Annotated in this window: 22 protein-coding genes; 13 read left to right on the top strand and 9 right to left on the bottom strand. The window is 52.0% G+C overall.

Annotated elements, in window-relative coordinates:
• Positions 1-28: 28 nt before the first annotated feature.
• Genes N7387_RS04730 through mutM form a run of 3 tightly spaced genes read left to right on the top strand, consistent with a single transcriptional unit; the run spans position 29 to position 3,032 of the window.
• Positions 29-961 carry a glycosyltransferase family 2 protein gene (locus N7387_RS04730; RefSeq protein ID WP_279797281.1) on the top strand — a complete coding sequence of 311 codons (933 nt, stop codon included), beginning with the start codon at positions 29-31 and terminating at the stop codon, positions 959-961.
• Complete coding sequence (locus tag N7387_RS04725) at positions 962-2,212, top strand: O-antigen ligase family protein (protein ID WP_347815227.1); 1,251 nt, start codon at positions 962-964, stop codon at positions 2,210-2,212.
• 10 nt (positions 2,213-2,222) lie between these two features.
• Positions 2,223-3,032, top strand: coding sequence for a bifunctional DNA-formamidopyrimidine glycosylase/DNA-(apurinic or apyrimidinic site) lyase (gene mutM / locus N7387_RS04720; RefSeq protein ID WP_279797279.1), 810 nt, complete (start codon positions 2,223-2,225; stop codon positions 3,030-3,032).
• Here mutM and coaD read toward each other — a convergent pair whose 3' ends face one another.
• Genes coaD through waaA form a run of 3 tightly spaced genes read right to left on the bottom strand, consistent with a single transcriptional unit; the run spans position 3,033 to position 5,571 of the window.
• The gene (gene coaD / locus N7387_RS04715; RefSeq protein ID WP_025152344.1) at positions 3,033-3,518 is read right to left on the bottom strand and encodes a pantetheine-phosphate adenylyltransferase; all 486 of its coding nucleotides are present in this window, start codon (positions 3,516-3,518) and stop codon (positions 3,033-3,035) included.
• Complete coding sequence (locus N7387_RS04710) at positions 3,515-4,294, bottom strand: glycosyltransferase family 2 protein (RefSeq protein WP_279797277.1); 780 nt, start codon at positions 4,292-4,294, stop codon at positions 3,515-3,517. The genes coaD and N7387_RS04710 overlap by 4 nt, the downstream gene beginning before the upstream one ends.
• Complete coding sequence (gene waaA / locus N7387_RS04705; RefSeq protein WP_279797275.1) at positions 4,294-5,571, bottom strand: lipid IV(A) 3-deoxy-D-manno-octulosonic acid transferase; 1,278 nt, start codon at positions 5,569-5,571, stop codon at positions 4,294-4,296. The genes N7387_RS04710 and waaA overlap by 1 nt, the downstream gene beginning before the upstream one ends.
• Before the next feature lie 224 nt (positions 5,572-5,795).
• On the opposite strand from waaA, the gene rfaQ reads away from it, so the two are divergent.
• From rfaQ to N7387_RS04685, 4 genes are read left to right on the top strand one after another with little or no spacing between them, the layout of a single operon-like run.
• Positions 5,796-6,869 carry a putative lipopolysaccharide heptosyltransferase III gene (rfaQ, locus tag N7387_RS04700; protein WP_279797272.1) on the top strand — a complete coding sequence of 358 codons (1,074 nt, stop codon included), beginning with the start codon at positions 5,796-5,798 and terminating at the stop codon, positions 6,867-6,869.
• Entirely contained in the window at positions 6,866-7,993 is a 1,128-nt protein-coding gene (locus tag N7387_RS04695; RefSeq protein ID WP_279797271.1) for a glycosyltransferase family 4 protein, read from the top strand. The genes rfaQ and N7387_RS04695 overlap by 4 nt, the downstream gene beginning before the upstream one ends.
• Entirely contained in the window at positions 7,993-9,114 is a 1,122-nt protein-coding gene (locus N7387_RS04690; RefSeq protein WP_279797269.1) for a glycosyltransferase, read from the top strand. The genes N7387_RS04695 and N7387_RS04690 overlap by 1 nt, the downstream gene beginning before the upstream one ends.
• An 11-nt stretch (positions 9,115-9,125) precedes the next feature.
• Positions 9,126-10,103 (top strand): polysaccharide deacetylase family protein, encoded by a 978-nt coding sequence (locus tag N7387_RS04685; protein ID WP_262882297.1) that lies wholly within the window; start codon positions 9,126-9,128, stop codon positions 10,101-10,103.
• Positions 10,104-10,105: 2 nt separating this feature from the next.
• On the opposite strand, the gene rfaC is transcribed toward N7387_RS04685, so the two are convergent.
• Genes rfaC through rfaD form a run of 3 tightly spaced genes read right to left on the bottom strand, consistent with a single transcriptional unit; the run spans position 10,106 to position 13,078 of the window.
• The gene (rfaC, locus tag N7387_RS04680; protein ID WP_262882298.1) at positions 10,106-11,083 is read right to left on the bottom strand and encodes a lipopolysaccharide heptosyltransferase RfaC; all 978 of its coding nucleotides are present in this window, start codon (positions 11,081-11,083) and stop codon (positions 10,106-10,108) included.
• Complete coding sequence (rfaF, locus tag N7387_RS04675) at positions 11,068-12,129, bottom strand: ADP-heptose--LPS heptosyltransferase RfaF (RefSeq protein ID WP_279797265.1); 1,062 nt, start codon at positions 12,127-12,129, stop codon at positions 11,068-11,070. Before rfaF ends, rfaC begins: the two co-directional genes overlap by 16 nt.
• Positions 12,130-12,139: 10 nt before the next feature.
• Positions 12,140-13,078, bottom strand: coding sequence for an ADP-glyceromanno-heptose 6-epimerase (gene rfaD, locus N7387_RS04670; protein ID WP_262882300.1), 939 nt, complete (start codon positions 13,076-13,078; stop codon positions 12,140-12,142).
• 178 nt (positions 13,079-13,256) lie between these two features.
• Here rfaD and N7387_RS04665 point away from each other — a divergent pair, with 178 nt between their 5' ends.
• Together N7387_RS04665 and N7387_RS04660 are read left to right on the top strand one after the other, a co-directional pair.
• Positions 13,257-14,813, top strand: coding sequence for a phosphoethanolamine transferase (locus tag N7387_RS04665; RefSeq protein WP_279797262.1), 1,557 nt, complete (start codon positions 13,257-13,259; stop codon positions 14,811-14,813).
• 116 nt (positions 14,814-14,929) lie between these two features.
• Positions 14,930-15,877 (top strand): hypothetical protein, encoded by a 948-nt coding sequence (locus N7387_RS04660; protein WP_279797260.1) that lies wholly within the window; start codon positions 14,930-14,932, stop codon positions 15,875-15,877.
• Here N7387_RS04660 and N7387_RS04655 read toward each other — a convergent pair.
• Together N7387_RS04655 and envC are read right to left on the bottom strand one after the other, a co-directional pair.
• Positions 15,779-16,882, bottom strand: coding sequence for a divergent polysaccharide deacetylase family protein (locus tag N7387_RS04655; protein WP_262882303.1), 1,104 nt, complete (start codon positions 16,880-16,882; stop codon positions 15,779-15,781). The genes N7387_RS04660 and N7387_RS04655 overlap by 99 nt on opposite strands.
• A 6-nt stretch (positions 16,883-16,888) precedes the next feature.
• Positions 16,889-18,100 carry a murein hydrolase activator EnvC gene (gene envC, locus N7387_RS04650; RefSeq protein WP_279797343.1) on the bottom strand — a complete coding sequence of 404 codons (1,212 nt, stop codon included), beginning with the start codon at positions 18,098-18,100 and terminating at the stop codon, positions 16,889-16,891.
• Between the two features lie 426 nt (positions 18,101-18,526).
• Here envC and N7387_RS04645 point away from each other — a divergent pair, with 426 nt between their 5' ends.
• The 4 genes from N7387_RS04645 (at position 18,527) to cysE (ending at position 21,356) form a co-directional block, all read left to right on the top strand.
• Positions 18,527-18,964 (top strand): rhodanese-like domain-containing protein, encoded by a 438-nt coding sequence (locus N7387_RS04645; RefSeq protein ID WP_262859814.1) that lies wholly within the window; start codon positions 18,527-18,529, stop codon positions 18,962-18,964.
• A 71-nt stretch (positions 18,965-19,035) separates the two neighbouring features.
• Positions 19,036-19,509, top strand: coding sequence for a protein-export chaperone SecB (gene secB / locus N7387_RS04640; protein ID WP_046892880.1), 474 nt, complete (start codon positions 19,036-19,038; stop codon positions 19,507-19,509).
• Positions 19,509-20,522, top strand: a complete 1,014-nt coding sequence (gene gpsA / locus N7387_RS04635; protein WP_262859813.1) for an NAD(P)H-dependent glycerol-3-phosphate dehydrogenase — start codon at positions 19,509-19,511, stop codon at positions 20,520-20,522. Before secB ends, gpsA begins: the two co-directional genes overlap by 1 nt.
• Positions 20,523-20,555: 33 nt before the next feature.
• A complete protein-coding gene (cysE, locus tag N7387_RS04630; protein WP_262882305.1) occupies positions 20,556-21,356 on the top strand; it encodes a serine O-acetyltransferase in 801 nt (266 codons plus the stop codon).
• Positions 21,357-21,431: 75 nt separating this feature from the next.
• Here cysE and trmL read toward each other — a convergent pair whose 3' ends face one another.
• A complete protein-coding gene (gene trmL, locus N7387_RS04625) occupies positions 21,432-21,935 on the bottom strand; it encodes a tRNA (uridine(34)/cytosine(34)/5-carboxymethylaminomethyluridine(34)-2'-O)-methyltransferase TrmL (RefSeq protein WP_279797254.1) in 504 nt (167 codons plus the stop codon).
• Positions 21,936-21,937 lie beyond the last annotated feature (2 nt).

Here is a 21,937-nt window from a genome sequence, read left to right as displayed (position 1 = left end):
CAGATAAAAACGAATGTTGGAATATGATATGAGTAACCCGGTTATTTCGGTCATGATTGCAGTACATAATGCGGCGTCATCAATCCGGGCCGCATTAGAGAGTCTGGATAATGCCCTGAATGAGAATGGTTCTCCGGAACGGGTTGAAGCGATCATTATTAATGATGGTTCCACAGATAAATCGTTAGATATTATCAATCATTATCAGCCGCGAAATTTTATTAAGGTTGTTGAAACAGTTAACTTTTCTAATATTGGCAAAGTCCGTCATTATGCGTATTCATTATCCCGCGGCGACTATATTACAGCATTAGACAGTGATGATATGCTGAAAAACGGTGCGCTGACCCGGGTTATGGATATTATGCGGGAGCATCCGTTTGATCTGCTGATAACCCGTCTGGATGAGCATCACGACCGTCATCCGGTATTAGAGATTGAGGATAAACCGGTTGTATCCATCACACAGGACAGATTAAAAGAACTTTATCTGGAACATAAGATGGTGAAAGGGCATTTACTTGGCCGTTTTATCCGCCGTGATATCCTGACAGATGATATGTTTCCCGAAATTTATTGCTATGAGGATGTGGTTATTACGGCATATGTGATTTGTGCCGCTCAGAATATTCTGATCACAGACACTCAGATTTATTGCTATTATAAACATCGCGGCAGCTTATCCACAGAGAAAAGTATGAATAAAACCGTTCTTTTCCTGCAAATTGTTTTATCAATGGAAAATTTCTTTGTAAAAAATAAAAATGAAAAAGTGATGTTTGAAGGTCTGTTTGTTAAAGTATGTTCTGATTATTTATCCAGAAATAACAAACGCAAACTCCCGCGTTTTGTTATGGACCGGTTTAATGATATTAAAACATTTCACTTTCTGTTCAGTACTAAAGTAAGACTAAGCAGAAAAATGATGTTCTTAAAAATAAAATCAGCAGGCGTTTTTTAAATGGCGATGAACAGAACATTATCCATTATCATTGGTATGCTGATGACTTTCTCGATGGTAATTGCTTCTTTCGTGGATACCTTGTCACGGGACGCTTATTTTATACTGAGTTATTTATCCGTTATCGTGACATTCTGGCTGGTCTTTTTCAAAAAAATGACGCTTTTCCGTGATCGTGCAGCATTGCTTGTTGCGGCGTCATTTCTGCTGTTCGGACTCTCACGGGTTGCCTGGTCATTTCTGATGAATGATGACGGGATGAGTGTTTATAAAAACCATTCTCCTACTGCGTCGAGAATTATACTCGGAGCATTTATTTTTTGTGTATGTATCTTATTAAAGCGTGAACTGCGAACGTTTTTCAGAAATGTATATGTTTCAGGTATTATCAAGGTATTACCACTTTATATTTTATTGTATGCACTCTATGATATTTTTGTTTTGCATAAAAACAGGGTGGAGTTAGATACAAACCGGGCAACAGTAGCAGCATACTTTATCAGTGCAATATTTTTTGTCAGCCTTCATTATTGTATTCAGGTAAAAAATAAATTAAATGTCACATTGTTCTTTACTAATCTGATTATTTCCAATGCAATTATTATTCTGACACAAACCCGTGCGGCGATAGCTATCTACCTTCTGCTTTCTGTTCTTTATACGATCATTATTTTTCGCAAGAGCCTGAATATAAAAACAGTGAGCATTATTGCTGTGCTTTTGCTGATCTTTGCAGGCTCATCATATGAGTTCTTATATAAATCCCGGATAAATGAAGCAATCACTGAAACTCAGGGTTATGATGTGTCAAAACCGGGGGGATCACTGGGTGATCGCTATACCATGTGGTATGCAGGGCTGTCTGCTTTTAAGCATGCCCCGATGGGACAATCGTTTCAGGCCCGTAATGACTTTATTTCAGAAAAAATAGCAGCCGGTACAATCAGTGATTCAATCACTGTCTACCTGACGGTGCATCTGCACAGTGAATTGATTGACGTGTTGTCATTGCAGGGGGTTATCGGTGGTGTACTGCTGGTGCTGATTTATCTCTCGCTGTTCTATGCTGGGATCCGGAATAAGAACCTGTTGCTGATAATGATGACATTGTGTCTGGCCGGTTATGGCCTGACAGATGTCTTGTTCTTCAGCCGTGAGAGTATTACTGTTTATCTCCTGTGTATTGCAGTGGCGCTGGTCACCGGCGGGAAAGAAGACGCCGCACAACCGCTGCTGCCGGTTAATCGCTGAGGAGTTATCTGTGCCGGAATTACCTGAGGTCGAAACCAGCCGGCGCGGCATTGAGCCGCATCTTGTTGGTAATACCATACGTTATGTTGAAGTCCGCAACCGGCGGCTGCGCTGGCCGGTGTCAGAACAGATCGAGCGCCTGAGTGACCGGCCGGTACTCAGTGTGCAGCGCAGGGCAAAATACCTGCTGATTGAGCTGCCGGAAGGGTGGATCATCATTCACCTGGGGATGTCCGGCAGTTTGCGGATTCTTTTGGAGGAAACGCCGGAAGAGAAACACGATCATGTGGATATGGTGCTCGGTGACGGTAAAATTCTGCGCTATACCGACCCGCGCCGCTTTGGTGCCTGGTTGTGGGCGGATGACCTGGCAACCTGCCCGGTACTGGCGAACCTGGGGCCGGAGCCGCTGAGTGATGATTTTGACGCCGCGTATCTGTTCGCCAAATCCCGCAAACGAAACACACCGGTCAAAAGCTGGCTGATGGATAATAAAATTGTGGTGGGCGTGGGAAATATTTATGCCAATGAATCCCTCTTTTTATCCCGCATCCATCCGCTGCGTCCGGCGAAAGATCTGACGATGGATGAGGTAACCGGCCTGGTTACCACCATAAAGCAGGTACTGACGGAATCCATCAAACAGGGCGGCACCACGCTGAAAGATTTTTTACAGTCAGACGGAAAACCCGGCTATTTTGCTCAGGAACTGTTTGTGTACGGAAAACACGGAGAATGTTGCCCGAACTGCGGACAGAAGATTGACGTGGTGAAGGTCGGTCAGCGGAGCACGTTTTTCTGCCCCGCCTGTCAGCACTGATTACGCTTTACCGAGTTTTTGCATCATTGCCTGTGCAACGGACGCCGGCAGAAATGCAGAGACATCGCCGTCATGCAGGGCCACGTCTTTGATCAGGGATGAAGAAACAAAAGAGAGGTTCTGTGACGGCAGCAGGAAAACACTCTCGAGATCCTGCGCAAAATGGCGGTTCATATTCGCCAGCTGCCATTCATATTCAAAGTCAGCAACCGACCGGACACCCCGGATCAGCACATTGGCATTTTGCTTTTTGGCAAAATTCGCCATCAGCTCGGAAAATCCCAGCACTTCCACATTCGGGATATGAGCACACACGTCTTTTGCCAGCGCAACCCGCTCATCGAGAGTAAACATCGGATTTTTACGGCTGCTGTTGGCGATCGCCAGCAGGATGTGATCAAACATTTTTGAGGCGCGCTCAAGAATATCGATATGTCCGCAGGTAATAGGATCAAAAGTGCCGGGATAGATTGCGCGTGTTTTCATGATGCTGACTCATCGTTGTTACTGACAGACCACAGGGTGGCGTATTTATTAAAGGTATATTGTGCGTTCACAAATGCAAGGATAAACCCCTGCTTACCGTCAAGGAACCCGGCTCTCAGCAGCCAGGTTTTACAGAACGCACCGGCGGTGTGAGTCAGTACAGAGAGGAAAGAGCAGCGTTTACCGGCCAGATGGCGGGCTTTTGCCCAGTCAGCGGCATAGCGTAACTGTTTTTGCTGAAACTCAGGTAAATCGCGGCAAGTCAGGTGTAATACATCCCCTTTCAGTGTGATGATATTGGCACCCTGTGTCTCCAGAGATTCATGAACTGCATTACTGTTGTACTGATATTGCTCACGCGGATATAACCGCAGGACATGATCCGGATACCAGCCGCTGTGCTTCATAAAACGCCCGAGAAACAGATTCCGGCGGGCAAAGCGGTATACGGTATTTTTCTGCGGTGCGGCAAGGACCTGTTCAATCGAATGCTTCAGCTCCGGCGTGATCCTCTCGTCGGTGTCGAGCATCAGGATATAGTTCCCGGTGGCATACTGCTGGGCAATCTGCCGCTGACGGCCGAAGCCCGGCCACTCCAGGTTTTCATACACCTGAGCCCCGGCATCGCGGGCGATGGTCAGTGTGTCGTCCTGACTGCCGGAATCGAGCACAATGATTTCATCCGCCAGTCCCTGAACGGAGTTCAGGCAATCACCGATAACATCGGCATTGTTTTTGCTGATCATTACAACAGAGAGACGTTTTTTATCTGTCATCAGTGGCTCCGCGGCGGCAGATACGGGCCGAGCAGCTGCATCAGACGGTGCAGTGCGCCCTGATTCTCATGAAGTACCTCGGCGGCATGCCGCCCGCAGTACAGCCGGTAATCCTCATCATTGAGCAGATTACTGACGGCGTCACTCAGACTTTGTTCATTCGTGACGGTCAGCAGGGCGTCGGCCTGCTGTAATTTGCCGCAGATATTGTTGAAATTGAAGGTGTGCGGCCCCATCAGCACCGGCAGGGCGTGTGCGGCGGCTTCCAGCGGATTATGTCCGCCGCGTTCAACCAGGCTGCCGCCGACAAACGCGATATCCGCCAGTCCGTACAGCAGCATCAGTTCACCCATGGTATCTCCGACCACCACCTGTGTTTCCGGTGACGGAATGGTGTTACTGCTGCGCATGACATAGGTCAGACCGGCTTTTTCGGTCAGTTCGCGTGCTTTGGCAAACCGTTCCGGATGGCGCGGCACCAGGATCAGCAGCAGATTCGGAAAGTGCTTCAGCAGGGTTTTATGGGCACTGAGAATAATGTCTTCTTCGCCTTCATGGGTACTGGTTGCAATCCACACCGGACGGCGGGCCGCCCACTGACGGCGCAGGGTAACGGCTTTGGCAGCCAGTTCCGGCGTGACAGAAATATCGAATTTCAGGCTGCCGGTCACATGCAGTTGCTGGCGGCGCAGGCCGAGTTCAATAAAGCGTTCACCGTCTTCCTGATTCTGGGCCGCGACCAGCGTGATCCGGTTCAGGATAGTTTTCACGAAACTGCCTGCTTTTTTATAACCGGCAGCCGAGCGCGCGGACAGACGGGCATTGGCGATCACCAGCGGAATTTTCCGGCGGTGCAGTTCGGTTATCATGTTCGGCCACAGTTCGGTTTCCATGACGATCACCAGTTTCGGCTGAACGGTATTGAAAAACCGTTTCATTGACCCCGGTAAGTCGTAAGGCAGATAGACGTGGTAAACATCATCACCTAATGCTGATAAAACCCGCTCTGAGCCGGTCGGTGTCATGGTGGTGACGGTGATGGGTAACGTCGGATAATGGTGGCGTAATGCCCGGACCAGCGGCACTGCGGCGAGTGTTTCGCCCACAGAAACCGAGTGCAGGATGATACCGCCGGTGCCGGTTTTTCCTTTGCAGAAACCATAACGTTCACCCCAGCGTCTGCGGTAGGCCGGGGAGCGGCGGCTGCGCCATAACAGACGTAACCAGATAAGAGGTTGGATCAGGTAAAGCAGAACCTGGTATACACGCAGTAACATTTTATCAGTTTCGCAGATAAGATTACGGCAATAGTAGCATAAAACTAACACGAATAGCGCATTAAAAAGCATAAACCCAGTGCCGCTGACAGCCGGAGCCCCGCTGCCCGGTACAACACACTGCGCTATCTGTTAATACTGCCGGGAACGATTTGTGGTAATCTGTGCCTCAGATATTGATACCTGTTATTCCCTGATTTCTGTCTGACCCCAATGGAACTCTTATGCAAACAGCACCCGCGCCGGTACAGCGCATTTTAGTGATAAAACTCCGTCATCACGGCGATATGCTGCTGATAACACCGGTGATTAATACTCTGAAAGCGAATTACCCGGATGCTGAGGTGGATGTCCTGCTGTATCAGGAAACGGCACCGATGCTCAGCCGTCATCCCGGCATCAGCCATATTTTTGCCATGGACAGAGACTGGCGTAAAGAGGGAACCTGCAAACGTATCGGGCATGAGTGGCGTTTACTGAAATCATTGCGACAGCGCCGTTATGATCTGGTGGTGAATCTCGCGGATCAGTGGTACAGCGCGATTGTCACCCGGTTCACCGGTGCCCGTATCCGCGCCGGGCTGGATCTGCGGAAACGGCAGAGTATTTTCTGGAAAAAATGTTACACCCTGCTGGCAGATACTTCACAGGAACTGACCACGCATACGGTGGAGCAGAATCTTAACGGGTTAGCGCCGCTGAATCTGCCGGTGACTGTCAGTCATGTCACCATGGCGTATTCAGAGGAAGACCGGCAGAAGACAGAGCAGCTTTTGCAGCGTAAAAAGGTGACCGGTGAGTATATTGTGGTGCAGCCGACGTCCCGCTGGTTCTATAAATGCTGGGATGACGACAAAATGAGTGACGTTATCCGCACACTGGCGGATGAAGGGCATCAGATTGTGCTCAGCAGCGGGCCGGACCCGCGCGAAAAAGCAATGATTGCATCCATTATGGCACCGTGTCAGCAGGCGGTGGCAGACGGCAGCATCGTCTCTGTTGCCGGAGAACTGACACTGCCTCAGCTTGCCGCCCTGATTGATCGTGCAAAACTGTTTATCGGTGTGGATTCCGTGCCGATGCACATGGCTGCCGCCCTGAAAACACCCATGATAGCCTTGTTCGGCCCGACAAAACTGGTGTTCTGGGCACCGTGGCAGGCAACCGGTGAAATTATTAAGGCATCAGATTATGGCGAACAACCGCATCCGGATGATATCGATACCGGAACGGATGAACGTTACCTGAGCCCGATCCCGGCAGAGGCTGTGATTGCGGCAGCACGGAGATATTTATGAAAGAGATGCGTCTGGCGATTGTCCGTCAGAAATACCGTCCGGATGGCGGCGCGGAGCGCTTTGTCTCCCGGGCGTTGGAAGCACTGGATAACCGGAATCTGGATCTGAATGTTATCACCCGCTCCTGGCAGGGCGCTGCGGCTCCCGGCTGGCATATTCATGTGGTGAATCCGCCGAAATGGGGCCGGATCAGCCGTGAGCGCGGATTTGCTCACGCCGCCCGTACCTGCTGGCAGAATGAAAAATTTGATATTGTTCAGAGCCATGAACGCATCGCCGGTTGTGATATCTACCGTGCCGGGGATGGTGTTCACCGCCGCTGGCTGTTACAGCGGGCGCGGGTGTTGCCGCCCTGGCGGGCGAAACTGCTGTTTGCCTCACCGTATCACTGTTATGTGATGAAGGCGGAGCAGGAGATGTACCATGACCCGCATTTTAAGCAGGTGATTTGTAATTCGGTGATGGTAAAGAAAGAGGTGATGGAAGACTTCGGTCTGTCAGAGTCACAGATTACCGTCATCTATAACGGCATTGATTCTGAGAAGTTTCATCCGCTGCCGGAAGCTGAGCGTCTGGCGCTCCGGCAGACGCATCAGATCCCGGCGGCGGCAAAATGCCTGGTGTACGTTGGTTCCGGATTTGAACGCAAAGGTCTGGCGGCGGCGATTATGGCTGTCAGCCGCAATGATGCCTGGCTGCTGGTAATCGGTCAGGATAAAGCAGAAAAAAAATATCGTCAGCTGGCGGTATCTCTGGGGTGTGCTGATCGTATCCGTTTTGCGGGCATGCAGAAACAGACACTGCCGTTTTATCAGATGAGTGACGGATTGCTGCTGCCGACGCTGTATGATCCGTTCCCGAATGTGGTACCGGAAGCGATGGCCTGCGCACTGCCGGTGATTACCAGTACCACCTGCGGCGGGGCGGAGTTTATCACGCAGGGTGAAGAAGGTTTTGTCTGTGATGCGCTGGATATTGCCGGTCTGGCAGACGCGGTTTCACAACTGCCTTGTGATCACCTCAGCAGCCGGATGTCTGCATGCGCGCGGCAGCGGGTTTTACCTTATACACCGGCGGCGTTATCACAGCAGCTTATCGATCTCTACGGGCGGGTCCTGGCATAATGAAACAGCATATTTTATTTATTATTGACGGTTTACCGGGCGGCGGTGCTGAACGGGTGGTGCTGAGCCTGAGCCACGGGCTGGTTCTGGCCGGTTATGATGTCACTCTGCTGTCACTCAGCAATACCCGTGATTATGACATCCCGGAAGGCGTGGATTATCAGGTTTCTGCAGACAGCTACCGGGGGTTGTTCCACCGCCAGACAGAAATCCGGCGCCGTGCCGGAAAGATGGATACGTTTTTGTCCGGTCTGTTTGCCCGTAAAGGCAAACCGGCACTGGTGGTGTCCAATCTGCATAAAACCGACCGTATTGTGGCGGCATCACAGGCACTGACCGGGCTGAATGTCTGGTTCTGTCTGCACGGCATGTTTTCAGCCAGCTACCTCGGCAATAAAACCGGCCTGCGCCGTCGACTGAAACAGGAAAAAATCCGCCGTGTGTATAACGGACGGAATATTATCGGCGTGTCCGGTGCGGTGTGCCGGGATTTGTGTGAAAACGTCGGGGTCACGCCGCAGCAGTGCGTGACCATTTATAACCCGTTTGATGTTGCAGATATTCAGCGTCAGGCGCAGGAAGATAACCCGTACCGGGGGCAGGATTACATGGTTCACCTCGGGCGTTTTCATGAGGTGAAACGGCAGGACAGATTACTGACCGCGTTTGCACTGGCTAATCTGCCGTGCAAACTGTTGCTGGCGGGTCAGGGCAGCCCGGCAGCCACACAAACGCTGAAAAGCCAGGTGGCTGAACTCGGTCTGGAAGAGCGGGTGGAATTTATCGGTTTTCAGTCAAAACCAATGCCGGTTATCCGTGGGGCGAAAGCGGTGGTACTGAGTTCCGACAGTGAAGGGCTCTCTTCTGTTCTGATTGAATCCCTGATCTGCGGTACACCGGTGGTCAGTACCTATTGTCCGGGCGGGATCGGCGAGATTATGACCGGCGAATTGACCGCCTATTTATCCGATATGACACCGGTGAGCCTGGCGGAAAAAATCCGCCTGGTTTATGAACATCCGCCGGTGATCACACCGGAGATGTATCAGAAGTTTGAGCAGCAGACGATTGTCCGCCAGTACTGCGATTTAATTCAGCCCGTCCCGTCAACACACGTGTGAGGAGCACAACCATGGCGAAACCCGCTTTTATCATCACCCTTGATACGGAAGGGGATAACCTCTGGGAATCCGGTCCGGTGATCACCACGCAGAATACCCGGTTTTTACCGCGCTTTCAGGCATTGTGTGAGAAGTACAGCTTTAAGCCGGTCTGGCTGACCAATTATGAAATGGCAACCGATGATGCCTATATTGAATTTGCGCAGGATGTGATCGCCCGGCAGACCGGGGAGATCGGTATGCATTTACACGCCTGGAACAGCCCGCCGCTGAAGGCACTGACAGCCGATGATGATCGTTTTCAGCCCTATCTGATTGAATACCCTGACGATGTGATGAAAGAAAAAATTAACGTCATGACATCACTGCTGGAAGATAAATTACAGACCAAAATGGTCAGCCACCGTGCGGGCCGCTGGGCATTCAATGAAAAATATGCCCGTTTGCTGGCAGAGTTTGGTTATCAGACAGACTGCTCGGTGACACCGCGGGTGAACTGGGCATATACTCCGGGGGCACCGGCACCCATCGGTCACGGCGGCACCAATTACCTGAATTTTCCGTCTGCCGCTTATTTTATGGATCTGAATGATATCCGCCGTTCCGGGGATTCAGCGCTGTTACAGGTGCCGATGAGTGTGCAGTTCCGCCATTCCCCGCTGATGAACGGCCTGAAACAGTTTTACGATAAGTTACGCGGTAAAAAACGTTCGCCGTCCGTGAACTGGCTGCGACCGAAAGGCGGGAATCTGGCACAGATGCAGCAGGTGGTGGATGCTTGCCTGGCACAGGGAAATGATCATATCGAATTTATGCTGCATTCCTCTGAATTTATGCCGGGCGGCAGCCCGACATTCAGGGATGAGGCGGCGATTGATGCACTGTATGATGATCTGGAGCAGCTGTTTGCGTATATCGCGCAGCGGGCGGAAGGGATGACGCTGGCAGAGTTTTATCAGCGGAAACTCGCACAGCGTCACGCATCATAATCTTAACGCGGCATGTGCTCTGCCATGGCGGCGAGCACATCATCCGCACTGACAGAGGATAAATCCCCGTCCTTTGATGTCAGGGCAAACTGCCCCTTACCGTAACCGCCGATCAGCCCCGGGTCTGTCGGGCCGTACAGGGTGATATTGGGTTTATCCAGCGCGGCTGTCAGGTGACTCAGCCCGGTATCGACTGAAATCACTCCCTCTGCCCCGGCAATTTCTGCCGCCACATCCGCCAGTGATAATTTCGGCAATACATGCACATGGGTGAATCCTTCCGCCAGGCGCAGCGCCCGCTCCTGTTCATGCGGTGCGCCCCACGGCAGACGGACATGCAGATCAGTATCAGCCAGTTGTGCAAACAGCGCCCGCCAGTGTGATTCCGGCCAGTGTTTGGCATCACGGGTGGTGGCGTGGAGGCAGACCAGATACGGCACGGCATCCGGCGATACGGTACGGTTATTCAGAAAATGAGCTGCAATCGCGTAATCCCCCGGTGTCTGCGGTTTCTCATAGCCGAGACTCAGGGCAAAAAGCTGACGAATACGCTCAACAGCATGCTGTGTTTTACTGACAGCGTGTTTTTCATCATAGAAAAAACTCGCCAGCGGCTCGCGGATACTGTGCCGGTCGTAGCCATGTTTGCGCCCGTGTGCCAGCCGCGTGACCAGCAGGGCACTTTTAATCAGCCCCTGCGCATCAATGACAGCATCATACGTCTGTGATTGTACGGCTTCGCGGAACTGACGGCGTTCATCACGGATATCACGGCGGAACCAGTTTTTCCGCCAGCGGCGGATAGCGACCGGAATGACGCGATCAACAGCGGCGTGCCAGCCCGGGATCTGGGCAAAACCCTCTTCAACCACCCAGTCAAACGTGATCTCCGGGAATGCCTGCACGGCATCGGTCAGTGCAGGCAGGGTATGCAGCACATCCCCCATCGACGAGGTTTTGACGATTAACACACGGCGCATGGCGGGGAACTCTTCAGCAAATCATCCAGTTCAGACAGCACCTGCGCCGGCTGAATATCAATCAGGCTCTGATGATAGCCCTCATGGGCATCCCCTTTGCGGACTTTGTGATAACCGGAGATCAGACGGATAACGCGGGCTTTCTCTGACAGCGGCGGCGTGAAATCCGGGCTGCTCGGGCCGTATAAAGCAACCAGCGGGCGATCCAGTGCGGCAGCCACATGCATCAGACCGGAATCGTTGGTGATAATGGCATGACAACCGGCAATCAGGTTTACGGCCTGCTCCAGCGAGGTTTTTCCGGCCAGATTCAGGCAGTTTTCGCGCTGTTCATCACTGAGCATGGCGAGAATATCCTCTCCGGCGGCGTGATCTTTTTCCGAGCCGAACAGGACTATCTGAACATCGCGCTCATCAATCAGTTTCTTCGCTAATTCACCGTAGTGATAATGCGGCCAGCGTTTGGCCGGGCCAAATTCAGCTCCCGGACAAAAACCGATGACCGGGCGGTGATCGCTGATATTAAACGCCGCCATACTTTCTGCGATATCCTCATCCCGCACCACCAGCTTCGGCCACAACAGAGGCTGTGGCAGAGCAGTGGCGGCAGGGACATCCGCTTTATCATACGCGAGGGCAACATAGCGCTGCACCATCAGCGGAAAAGCGGCTTTGTCGAGTTTCCGGTGATCGTTGAGCAGACCATAACGCATCTCACCCAGCCAGCCGGTGCGCACCGGGATCTTCGCAAAAAACGGCACCAGCGCTGATTTTAACGAGTTCGGCAGCACATAAGCACGATCATACTTATTATCACGCAGGGAATGCCCCAGACGGCGGCGCTCGCCGAGAGCCAGAGCGCCGTGACCGAGCGGCATGGCGATAGCCTCATCCACTTCCGGCATTTTTGCCAGCAGCGGACGGCACCACGCCGGTGCCATCACATCAATCGTTGCCTGCGGATAACGTGTTTTCAGGGTACGGTAAAGGCTTTGTGACATCATCATGTCACCGACCCACGACGGCCCGATCACCAGAATTTTCATGTGCGTTTAATTAATTTCCCTGATTTAACCAAGCCATATATTCACGAACACCTTCGGCGACCGTTTTGAATTCGCCCGGATAACCCGCGGCACGCAGATTGGTCAGGTCAGCCTGGGTATAAGCCTGATAGCGGCCTTTCAGTTTTTCCGGGAACGGAATGTAATCGAGCGCGCACTGGCGATCACTGTGGAAGTTGGTCACGGCATCGGCGACAGCCTGAAAAGATTCCGCACGACCGGTGCCGCAGTTGAAAATACCGGATTTGGCATTTTTCCAGAACCACAGGTTGACATCCGCCACATCACCCACATAGATGAAATCGCGCAGGAAGTTTTCACTGCCGGAGAATAATTTCGGGTTTTCGCCGTTTAAAATCTGATTATTCAGATGGAAAGCGACACTCGCCATGCTGCCTTTATGGCCTTCACGCGGGCCGTAGACGTTGAAATAACGGAAACCGCAGATCTGAGACTCTGCTTCCGGCAGTATTTCACGGACATACTGATCAAACAGGAACTTGGAATAACCATATACATTCAATGGTTTTTCATACTGCCGATCTTCAATAAAGTTATCACTGCGCCCGCCGTAGGTGGCGGCAGAAGAGGCATACAGGAACGGGATCCGGCGATCCAGACAATAATGCAGCAGTTCTTTGGAGTACTGATAGTTATTATCCATCATGTACTTGCCGTCCCACTCGGTGGTGGATGAGCAGGCACCTTCATGGAATACCGCCTCAACATCCCCGAAATCATCCCCGGCGACAATACCGGCAATAAAATCTTCTTTATCCATGTAATCGGCGATATTCAGATCGACCAGATTGACAAATTTGGTGCCGTCTTTCAGGTTATCCACGACTAAAATATCGGTGTAACCGTCATCATTCAGTGCTTTTACAATATTGCTGCCGATAAATCCGGCACCGCCGGTGACAATAATCATCACGCATTCCTCTGTTCGGTTCATTTAAGAAAATGAAAAAATCACTGCTTTTATCATAGCATTGAAGGAGGGCAGACGTGGATGAAAAAATAGCGCTGACGGGAGTACCGCACAGTACAACCGAAAAAGTTAAGGTATTATTCAGTTTCTTTTATCTGTTTCCGGTCAGTATTACAGTATGAAAAAAATCAGTTTGTTATTAACTGCGCTTCTGGCCGTTGTTCTGTTTTATATCGATGATAACCACGGTGTGGCACACAGTATAAAAACGGTGTTGTTTACCGTGATGTTTCTGCTGACCTGCGGCTGGCTGACCCGCCACCCGGCCGGGCGGATTATTGCCGGTATACTGGTGCTGTTTTTCTGTATGATTCAGGGAATGCGGTTTTTTTTATGGCAGGTTTATCAGTCCGGATTCAGTGAAACACTGGCGGAAACCCTGATGGCAACCACCCCGGCAGAAGCCGGGGCAATGACACTGATGTACTGGCCGTATCTGGTGGTATTTTTCGCAGGAACGGTGATGTTTTACCTGTTTTGCCGGTATATCGGGCGCAGTTTTTCCGCACGGACACTGCGTAATACGGTTGTGGTTTTCCTGGCGTATCTGGTGATCAGCAGTTCACTTTATTATTTTAACGGTAAATACCGCTCGGATGATTTTGTCTGGGGGGAATCTCTGACCAAACACTCACCGTTTTATCCTCTCGGCACTTTTTTCCGTGTGCATCATATGCAGTTGCTGATCAATGAAGTCAGAACCCGGCAGCCGGTGTTCCGCTATGACATGGTCAATGATGAAATTGAAAACTATGTGCTGGTGATTGGTGAATCGGCCCGCCGTCATGATCTCAGCCTGTATGGCAGGGCAGAGGACACCACCCCGCTGGCGGTTGCGCAGCAGAAAAATATGCTGGTATTTACCAATGCGGTCTCTCCGGCACCGGTCACTATTTTATCTGTACCGGCATCGATCGCGAATGTACAGCCGGGGCAAACCGGTAACTTCGCGGATTACGCGGATAATATACTGACACTGGCGCAGTCCGCCGGCCTGAAAACGTACTGGTACAGCAATCAGGGAGTCGGCGGAATGGGATACGGGCTGATTGCGGCCATTTCCTTCCGGGCAGAGGTAACACGCCGGAATGAGATTATCATTGATGACCGGACACTGCTGCCGGATCTGGAGGCTGCACTCGCACAACCCGGGCGTAAACTGATTATTCTGCATCTCTACGGCAGTCACCCGCCGGCCTGTGAGCGGACAGAAGACAAAATACTGTTGCCGTTCTCCGGCGGACGGGAAGAAAACTGTTACCTGAATTCCGTCTATTATACGGATGCCCTGTTGGGGGATATTACCGCGCAGCTGGCGGACAGCCGCTCATCGATGCTTTATTTTTCAGATCACGGTATGGTCAGGAAACACCTCAGCGGTGATACTGAATATGTTCACGGCATTGCGGATCCGGTCAGGGACTCCTATGACATCCCGATGTATATCTGGTACAGCGAAAAACTGGCCGGGCAGTATCCGCGCGGGCGGAAAATAGAATCCCTCTATTCCGGCAGTGCGGATTACTGGCTGATCAGCGACTGGCTGGGGTTACGTCAGCATGATGAGCGGCGCTGTGTTTCCCCGCTGTCTGATTGTTATCAGCCGCCGGAGGATGTTCAGGTCATGGACGGCAATAAAGAACTGCACAGTTACCGCAGCCTGAATCAGCGCTGAATGCATCTCCCGTCTTTATTCCCGCCGGTGACATCTGAGGGTTTTCCGGCGATAATCTGTTATACACGGAACATGATTGATGATGTGCCCGGTCTGCGGGCTTTAAAGGAACAGACATGAACACGACCACCGTTTTCCGGTTACCGTTATTATTTGTACTGGCTTATATGCTTATCCTGGGTGGTTCGCTGATATTGGTTTCTTATCCGTCTGTCAGTGCCGGCTCGCCTGATTTAACATTAGCGGCGTATTTGTCGCGGGTATTTTCTTTTCAGCTGATCCAGCTGACCGGTATTTTCACCCTGACATCACTCCTTTTTTATCATAACCGGATAACCGAACTGAACCGGAAAACAGTGCTGGCAGTTATCGGCCTGACAATATTTCTGTATACGGTAAACAGTCTGCTCGGTGCCCTTAAGGCGGAGTGGCTCCGTAATCTGGCGGCGCAAATCATTGCAGATGGCTCCGGATTTTCCGATGTTATTCTGATGATAAAAACGGTCGATATTTTTCTGTACCTGATTTCTTTTGTATTACTCGGTATCGCCACCCGTCTGACGGCGGCTTATTATCTTAAAGTCAGTTATCCGGCCGTTATTCCGGACGGAAAATCACCGGATATTTACGCCGTGTTGTTCAGTACCGGGATAGTGTATTTATTGTGGATGGCGGCATCATTTCTGACAGCGGTGATAGCAAAACATTTCCCGGGCGGAATAGCGGAACCGGTTTCTGATAATGTGTACATCACGGCGGCAGGTCTGCTGGTGTTGTGCGGTATTATTTTTCTTTTTGTCCGGCACCGGTTTCCGCCGGACGGCGGAATACTGAAAATCAGACCTCTGGTAATATCTGTTCTGCTCAGCACCGTATTCAGTCTTCTGGCTATGGCCGCCGTAACGGCGGGGACGCTTTTTATCGTATTAATCAGCGACAGTTTCCGGCACTTCGGGGAAACAGAGTTATGGATGATGGCGGCGGTCTGTGTCGTGCTGACTCTGTGGATCAGCCGCGCGGTTATCGGCATGATGTTCCGCCGCCTTCAGATCAGTACTGACTGATTCTTTTGCCGCAGGCGGTGTGGTATCCGCCTGCGGCAGCGCCATACGGATGGAGGACAGCACTTCTGCCACGTTGCCGTTCAGCTGATCTCTCATGACCGCTTCTGCCAGCAGGTTGATATAACTGACGTAGAACTCCCCGCCGATTTCTGCTTTACCTTCGCACTGTTCTGTCATTGGTGTCAGCCACGGTTTTTCCTTCTCCGCAGGTTTGACCGGTACGACCGGTTTCTCCGGCTGCGGTTTTACGGCGGAGGGTTTACCGGCATGCGTCAGCATATATCCCGGTGACACCAACTGAATATCCGGCGGCAGTTGCGGGATGAGTTTATGCAGTGCGCGCACCGTTGACGGATGCGGGTGCCCGATGGCGATCACCGATCCCTGCTTACGTGCCAGCGCAACCGCCCGGTTCAGCTGTTTGCGGGTCTCTTCCTCTGTCTGCACATTATCCAGAAAAACCTGGCGGCGCAGTACCCGGACCGGCGTTCCCTGTGCTGCCTGTGTCGCTTTGGTACCGCCGATGGTCACACTGTCGAGAAAATAAAAACCGGAGCCGGAGAGGGATGCCATCACATGCTGCATGGCGGTCAGATCAGAGGTCATTGCGCTGCCCATATGGTTATTCATCCCGGAGGCATACGGCACGCTGGCAATCGCGGCTTTGATCAGGGTATCAATTTCTGCGGCACTCATGGACGGGCGCAGGGTATTGCGTTCCAGCGGCTGTTTGCTGATCGGTGCCATCGGCATATGAATAAGAATTTCCCGGCCCTGACGGTGGGCTTTCTCCGCCATCTCTTTGCCGAACGGGGAGTTTGGCAGGATAGCGATCGAGACCTGCGGCGGCAGTTCCAGGATGCGGTTATCATCCTGTTTGCGGTAGCCGAAATCATCGATCACAATGGCGAGCTGCGCTGCAGCGGCAGAAAACGTTATCAGTGACGAAGTGATAAAAAGTAACGAAGTCAGTAAGATATTTTTTGTTTTCTGCCGGTAAGTCACGGTGTGCTATCTCCCCAGCCAGGGCTGCGGGTTAACCGTCCGTCCCTGGCGCCGGATTTCAAAATAGAGGCCCGGTTTTTCCTGACCTCCGCTGCTGCCCACCAGTGCAACCGGCTGACCGGCTTTCACCTGATCACCCACATTCACCAGTGCGCTCTGGTTATACCCGTAAAGGCTCATATCCCCTTTACCGTGCTCAACCACCACCACAAGGCCATAGCCCTGCAGCCAGTCCGCCAGCAGGACACGACCATCCGCCACCGCTTTTACCTGTGTGCCTTCCGGCGCGCCAATCACCATACCTTTCCAGCGCAGTTCACCGGAAATACTGTCACCGAAACGGTGTACCAGCGGACCACGAACCGGCCAGACAGCCTGACCGGCAGGACGGCCCAGTCCCCCGGTACGGGACATCAGCGAACGTTCATCCTGAGTCGGGGTATAGGTGGAGCCTTTTTTCTTCGCCTGGGCCTGTTTTTCACGGATACGGGCGGCTTCACGGGCTTCGCGTTCCGCACGGGCTTTGGCCTCACGCTCCGCTTTGGCTATCTTGTTGCGCAGCTGGCTTTCGTTTTGCCGCATCACCAGCAAATCTTTCTGATCAGCTTTCAGCGAGCGCTCCAGCTCGGTCAGCGTGGATTTACGCGCGATTTGGGCGTTGTCGAGCTTTTTCTTTTCACTCTGCTGTTTGCCGAGCAGTTTTTTCTGCTCTGCACGTTTTTGTTGTTCGGTCTGACGGCGGGCGTGCAGCAGCTGAGTGGTTTCTTCCAGCTCTGCAATGGTTTTTTCCCGCGCGGCACCGATATAGGTGTAATAGGCGAGGATCCGCTCATCGCGCTGACCTTCCTCACCCTTGAAAATCAGTTCAATACCCTGATGACGCCCCTGACGGAATGCCGCATCCAGCTGCTTTGACAGCAGCGCCCGCTGAGACTTCTGCTTTGCATCCAGCTGCCTGATGTCAGAACTGAGAGAGGTGATTTCACCATCGAGCTGTTTCAGGGTTTTTTGCGTGGAATAGAGTTCACGACCGGCAGCGGCGATATCCTTTTCCTGATTTTTCAGCTGGGTTAACAGATTCGCGCGTTTTCCCTGCTGCTCTTTGACGCTCTTTTCTTTCTCCGCGATATTCAGCTGGAGATTTTTCAGCTCATTCTTGCTGGCGTCAGCGGTGGTTGTATTGGCGGCAGAAACAGCAAAAGAGACCGGCAACAGCAGTGCTGCCAGCAATGTGCGGACACCGGGGGATACCCGGCGGGAATGTGTGCGGAAAACGTGCTTATGCGCCAATTTATCTGACCCTGCCGTTGCGCCAAAGAAACGATCGTATTTAACTATTCTAAACTACAATTATTCCATGCCATTTAGAGCGTTACCAGTCCTGTTGTCCGGGATTTACACTTCGGGACAATCCGGCGGCAGAGATTCACCGCGAATTTGTTGCGTTTGTTTTTTACCTTAGCCGCGAATCAATGGTAAATTAACCCCTCTGTCTGTCGGAAAAATGAATTTTCGCGGCATGCGCCGCAAAATTACGATGAAAACAGCCATAACCCGGGCAAGACCGGCTGTATTTGAACCGGCACACAGGTATACTTCTGCCCTTTGATCTTTGTTATTAACCAACGGGAGTTATTGTCCCCCATGCTGCAAGAAATTATGCCATTTGTCAGTAAGCACCCTATTATCAGCCTTGTATGGGTCGCGTTACTGATCTCAGTCATCGTACTGACTGTCAAAGGACTGTTTTCAAAAGTGAAAACAATTCCGCGTTCTGCTGCTATCGCACTGATGAATAAAGAAGAAGCGATTGTCGTGGATACCCGTACCCGGGACGATTTCCGCCGTGGTCATATCATTGACGCGGTCAATCTGACGCCGTCAGAAATTAAAGACAACAACCTCGGTGAAGTGGAAAAACACAAAAACCGCCCTGTTATCCTGGTTTCCGCCAACGGTATGGAGCTGGTCAAACCGGCTGAAAGCCTGCTCAAAGCCGGTTTTGAACGTGTATTTGTGCTGAAAGACGGCCTCTCAGGCTGGACCGGTGATAACTTACCGCTTTCCCGCAGCAAAAAGTAATCCGGCAAAGGATGATTGGAACATCCCCTTTGTAACACACACTCTTTATATGGATATCAAAAGGTAACACTATGTCAGAACAACAAAACACAGAAATGTCTTTTAACATTCAGCGCGTTTACACCAAAGATATTTCTTTTGAAGCGCCGAATGCACCTGCCGTTTTCCAGCAGGAGTGGCAGCCGGAAGTGAAGATGGATCTGGACACCGGTTCAACCAAACTGGCTGATGACGTTTATGAAATCGTTCTGCGCGTCACCGTGACCGCGACCATGGGCGAAGAAACCGCATTCCTGTGTGAAGTTCAGCAGGCCGGTATTTTCACCATCGGCGGTCTGGAAGGTACTCAGCTGGCGCACTGCCTGGGTGCATACTGCCCGAATATCCTGTTCCCGTATGCCCGTGAGTGCATCGCAGGCCTGGTTGGTCGCGGTACATTCCCTCAGCTGAACCTGGCACCGGTTAACTTCGATGCACTGTTCATGAACTATCTGCAGCAGCAGGAACAACAGCAGGCTGCGCAGGAAGATACACAGGAAGCATAATGACAGACGCTTCTATGACTGTACTCGGTGCCGGTTCATACGGCACCGCTTTAGCGATCACTCTGGCCCGTAACGGGCACCGTGTGGTGCTGTGGGGGCATGACCCGGAACACATCCGCCAGCTTGAGGCCGATCGCGCCAATCAGGCATTTCTGCCGGATGTCCCCTTCCCGGATACCCTGATCCCGGAAGCCTCCCTCGAAAAAGCCCTCGCGGCCAGCCGTAATATTCTGCTGGTGGTGCCGAGCCACGTGTTCGGGGATGTGCTCAAACGTGTCAAACCGCTGCTGCGGCCTGATGCCCGGATTATCTGGGCGACCAAAGGTCTGGAAGCAGAAACCGGACGTTTGCTGGGTGAAGTGGTGCGTGACGTCCTCGGGGATAACATCCCGCTGGCCATGATCTCCGGTCCCTCTTTTGCCAAAGAGCTGGCTGCCGGCCTGCCGACAGCGATTGCTGTCGCGGCGACAGAACCTGCCTTTGCCGATGAGGTTCAGCAGCTTTTCCACTGCGGAAAAAGCTTCCGCGTCTATAAAAACCCGGACTTTATCGGGATCCAGCTCGGCGGTGCCGTGAAAAACGTCATTGCGATTGGTGCGGGGATCTCTGACGGTATGGGGTTTGGTGCCAATGCGCGAACCGCGCTTATCACCCGTGGCCTGGCAGAAATGACCCGCCTGGGTGTGGCATTAGGCGCAGATCCGTCTACCTTTATGGGAATGGCTGGTCTGGGTGACCTCGTGCTGACCTGTACTGACAACCAGTCCCGTAACCGCCGTTTCGGCATGATGATGGGGCAGGGCGTGAGCGTGGATGAAGCGCAGGAGCGCATCGGTCAGGTGGTGGAAGGATACCGTAATACCAAAGAAGTGCGTGCGCTGGCAGAGCGTGCAGGCGTTGAAATGCCTATCACCGAGCAAATCTATCAAATACTCTACTGCAATAAAGATGTGCTCGAAGCTGCCCGTGCCCTGTTGGGTCGTGCCACCAAAGAAGAAGGTGAGCATTTTTAAGCCCGTTTTTTATCCGAAGTCTGTGAGGTAATTATGTCCTACGAAGAACTGGAAGAAGTCTGGAGCTATATAAAGCAGGAAGCACGGGACTTTGCTGATTGTGAGCCGATGCTGGCCAGTTTTTTCCATGCGACATTACTCAAGCATGAAAACCTGGGCAGCGCGCTCAGTTTTATGCTGGCCAACAAACTGGCAACCCCGACCATGCCGGCGATTTCTGTCCGTGAAATCGTGGAAGAGGCGTATCATAATGATCCGCAGATGATTAAATCTGCCGCAATGGATATCAAAGCCGTCCGTCTGCGCGACCCGGCAGTGGATAAATACTCCACGCCGCTGCTCTACCTGAAAGGCTTCCATGCCCTGCAGGCTTACCGTATCGCCAACTGGCTGTGGAACCAGAACCGCCGCGCCCTGGCAACCTACCTTCAGAACCAGGTTTCGGTGACATTTGGTGTGGATATCCACCCGGCAGCAAAAATCGGTCATGGCATTATGTTTGACCACGCAACCGGCATTGTCATCGGCGAAACGGCTGTAGTGGAAAACGATGTCTCCATCCTGCAATCCGTTACCCTCGGCGGTACCGGCAAAACCGGCGGCGACCGCCACCCGAAAGTCCGCGAAGGCGTGATGATCGGTGCGGGTGCAAAAATCCTCGGTAATATCGAAATCGGACGCGGTGCCAAAATCGGCGCAGGCTCCGTGGTTCTGCACCCGGTCCCGGCACACACCACGGTTGCAGGTGTCCCGGCAAAGATCGTAGGTAAACCGGGCTGTGAGAAACCCTCTTTGGATATGGATCAGCACTTTAACGGGTGCGAGGGGATTTAGTTTTCGGCTCCGGCAACCAAAAGTAAAAAAGACAGCCAAGGCTGTCTTTTTTTGTGTCCGGAATACAGAGTATCGTTAATCCCGCAATAACGCCCCTGCATAATCCAGTTGCCGCCAGGCTTCAAACACAATCACTGCGACGGTATTGGATAAATTCATGCTACGGCTGTCCGGCAGCATCGGCACGCGGATCTTTTGATCCATTGGCATATTATCCAGCACATAAGGCGGTAACCCGCGAGTCTCCGGCCCGAACAGCAGATAATCCCCGGCCTGATAGCTGACATTACTGTGACGCGGTGTGCCTTTGGTCGTCAGCGCAAATACCCGGTTACCGGTCGGCGACTGAGCATTATCAGAACTCAGCCCCTCACTGTTGAGAAAGGCGTAATAATCATGATGATGTTTGATATCCGCAAACTCACTGTAATCCAGCCCGGCCCGGCGCAGACGTTTATCATCCCAGGTAAACCCCAGCGGGTGAATAAGATGCAGCCGAAAGCCGGTATTGGCACATAAGCGGATGATATTACCGGTGTTAGGTGGTATTTCAGGTTCGAATAAGACGATGTTGAGCATAG

It is taken from the genome of Morganella sp. GD04133 (assembly GCF_029835375.1).
Taxonomy (GTDB): domain Bacteria; phylum Pseudomonadota; class Gammaproteobacteria; order Enterobacterales; family Enterobacteriaceae; genus Morganella; species Morganella morganii_B.
Note: the sequence above shows the minus strand (reverse complement) of the source record. Positions and strands in the feature narration are given on the sequence as shown.

Excerpts from the sequence above, each read along its gene's own strand:
- N7387_RS04725 (WP_347815227.1), top strand. The coding sequence starts at position 962 with ATGGCGATGAACAGAACATTATCCATTATCATTGGTATGCTGATGACT.
- N7387_RS04685 (WP_262882297.1), top strand. The coding sequence starts at position 9,126 with ATGGCGAAACCCGCTTTTATCATCACCCTTGATACGGAAGGGGATAAC.
- N7387_RS04660 (WP_279797260.1), top strand. The coding sequence starts at position 14,930 with ATGAACACGACCACCGTTTTCCGGTTACCGTTATTATTTGTACTGGCT.
- waaA (WP_279797275.1), bottom strand. The coding sequence starts at position 5,571 with ATGTTACTGCGTGTATACCAGGTTCTGCTTTACCTGATCCAACCTCTT.
- rfaC (WP_262882298.1), bottom strand. The coding sequence starts at position 11,083 with ATGCGCCGTGTGTTAATCGTCAAAACCTCGTCGATGGGGGATGTGCTG.
- N7387_RS04645 (WP_262859814.1), top strand. The coding sequence starts at position 18,527 with ATGCTGCAAGAAATTATGCCATTTGTCAGTAAGCACCCTATTATCAGC.
- N7387_RS04730 (WP_279797281.1), top strand. The coding sequence starts at position 29 with ATGAGTAACCCGGTTATTTCGGTCATGATTGCAGTACATAATGCGGCG.
- N7387_RS04695 (WP_279797271.1), top strand. The coding sequence starts at position 6,866 with ATGAAAGAGATGCGTCTGGCGATTGTCCGTCAGAAATACCGTCCGGAT.
- N7387_RS04665 (WP_279797262.1), top strand. The coding sequence starts at position 13,257 with ATGAAAAAAATCAGTTTGTTATTAACTGCGCTTCTGGCCGTTGTTCTG.
- rfaD (WP_262882300.1), bottom strand. The coding sequence starts at position 13,078 with ATGATTATTGTCACCGGCGGTGCCGGATTTATCGGCAGCAATATTGTA.
- rfaQ (WP_279797272.1), top strand. The coding sequence starts at position 5,796 with ATGCAAACAGCACCCGCGCCGGTACAGCGCATTTTAGTGATAAAACTC.
- coaD (WP_025152344.1), bottom strand. The coding sequence starts at position 3,518 with ATGAAAACACGCGCAATCTATCCCGGCACTTTTGATCCTATTACCTGC.
- rfaF (WP_279797265.1), bottom strand. The coding sequence starts at position 12,129 with ATGAAAATTCTGGTGATCGGGCCGTCGTGGGTCGGTGACATGATGATG.
- N7387_RS04710 (WP_279797277.1), bottom strand. The coding sequence starts at position 4,294 with ATGACAGATAAAAAACGTCTCTCTGTTGTAATGATCAGCAAAAACAAT.
- trmL (WP_279797254.1), bottom strand. The coding sequence starts at position 21,935 with ATGCTCAACATCGTCTTATTCGAACCTGAAATACCACCTAACACCGGT.
- gpsA (WP_262859813.1), top strand. The coding sequence starts at position 19,509 with ATGACAGACGCTTCTATGACTGTACTCGGTGCCGGTTCATACGGCACC.
- secB (WP_046892880.1), top strand. The coding sequence starts at position 19,036 with ATGTCAGAACAACAAAACACAGAAATGTCTTTTAACATTCAGCGCGTT.
- cysE (WP_262882305.1), top strand. The coding sequence starts at position 20,556 with ATGTCCTACGAAGAACTGGAAGAAGTCTGGAGCTATATAAAGCAGGAA.
- N7387_RS04690 (WP_279797269.1), top strand. The coding sequence starts at position 7,993 with ATGAAACAGCATATTTTATTTATTATTGACGGTTTACCGGGCGGCGGT.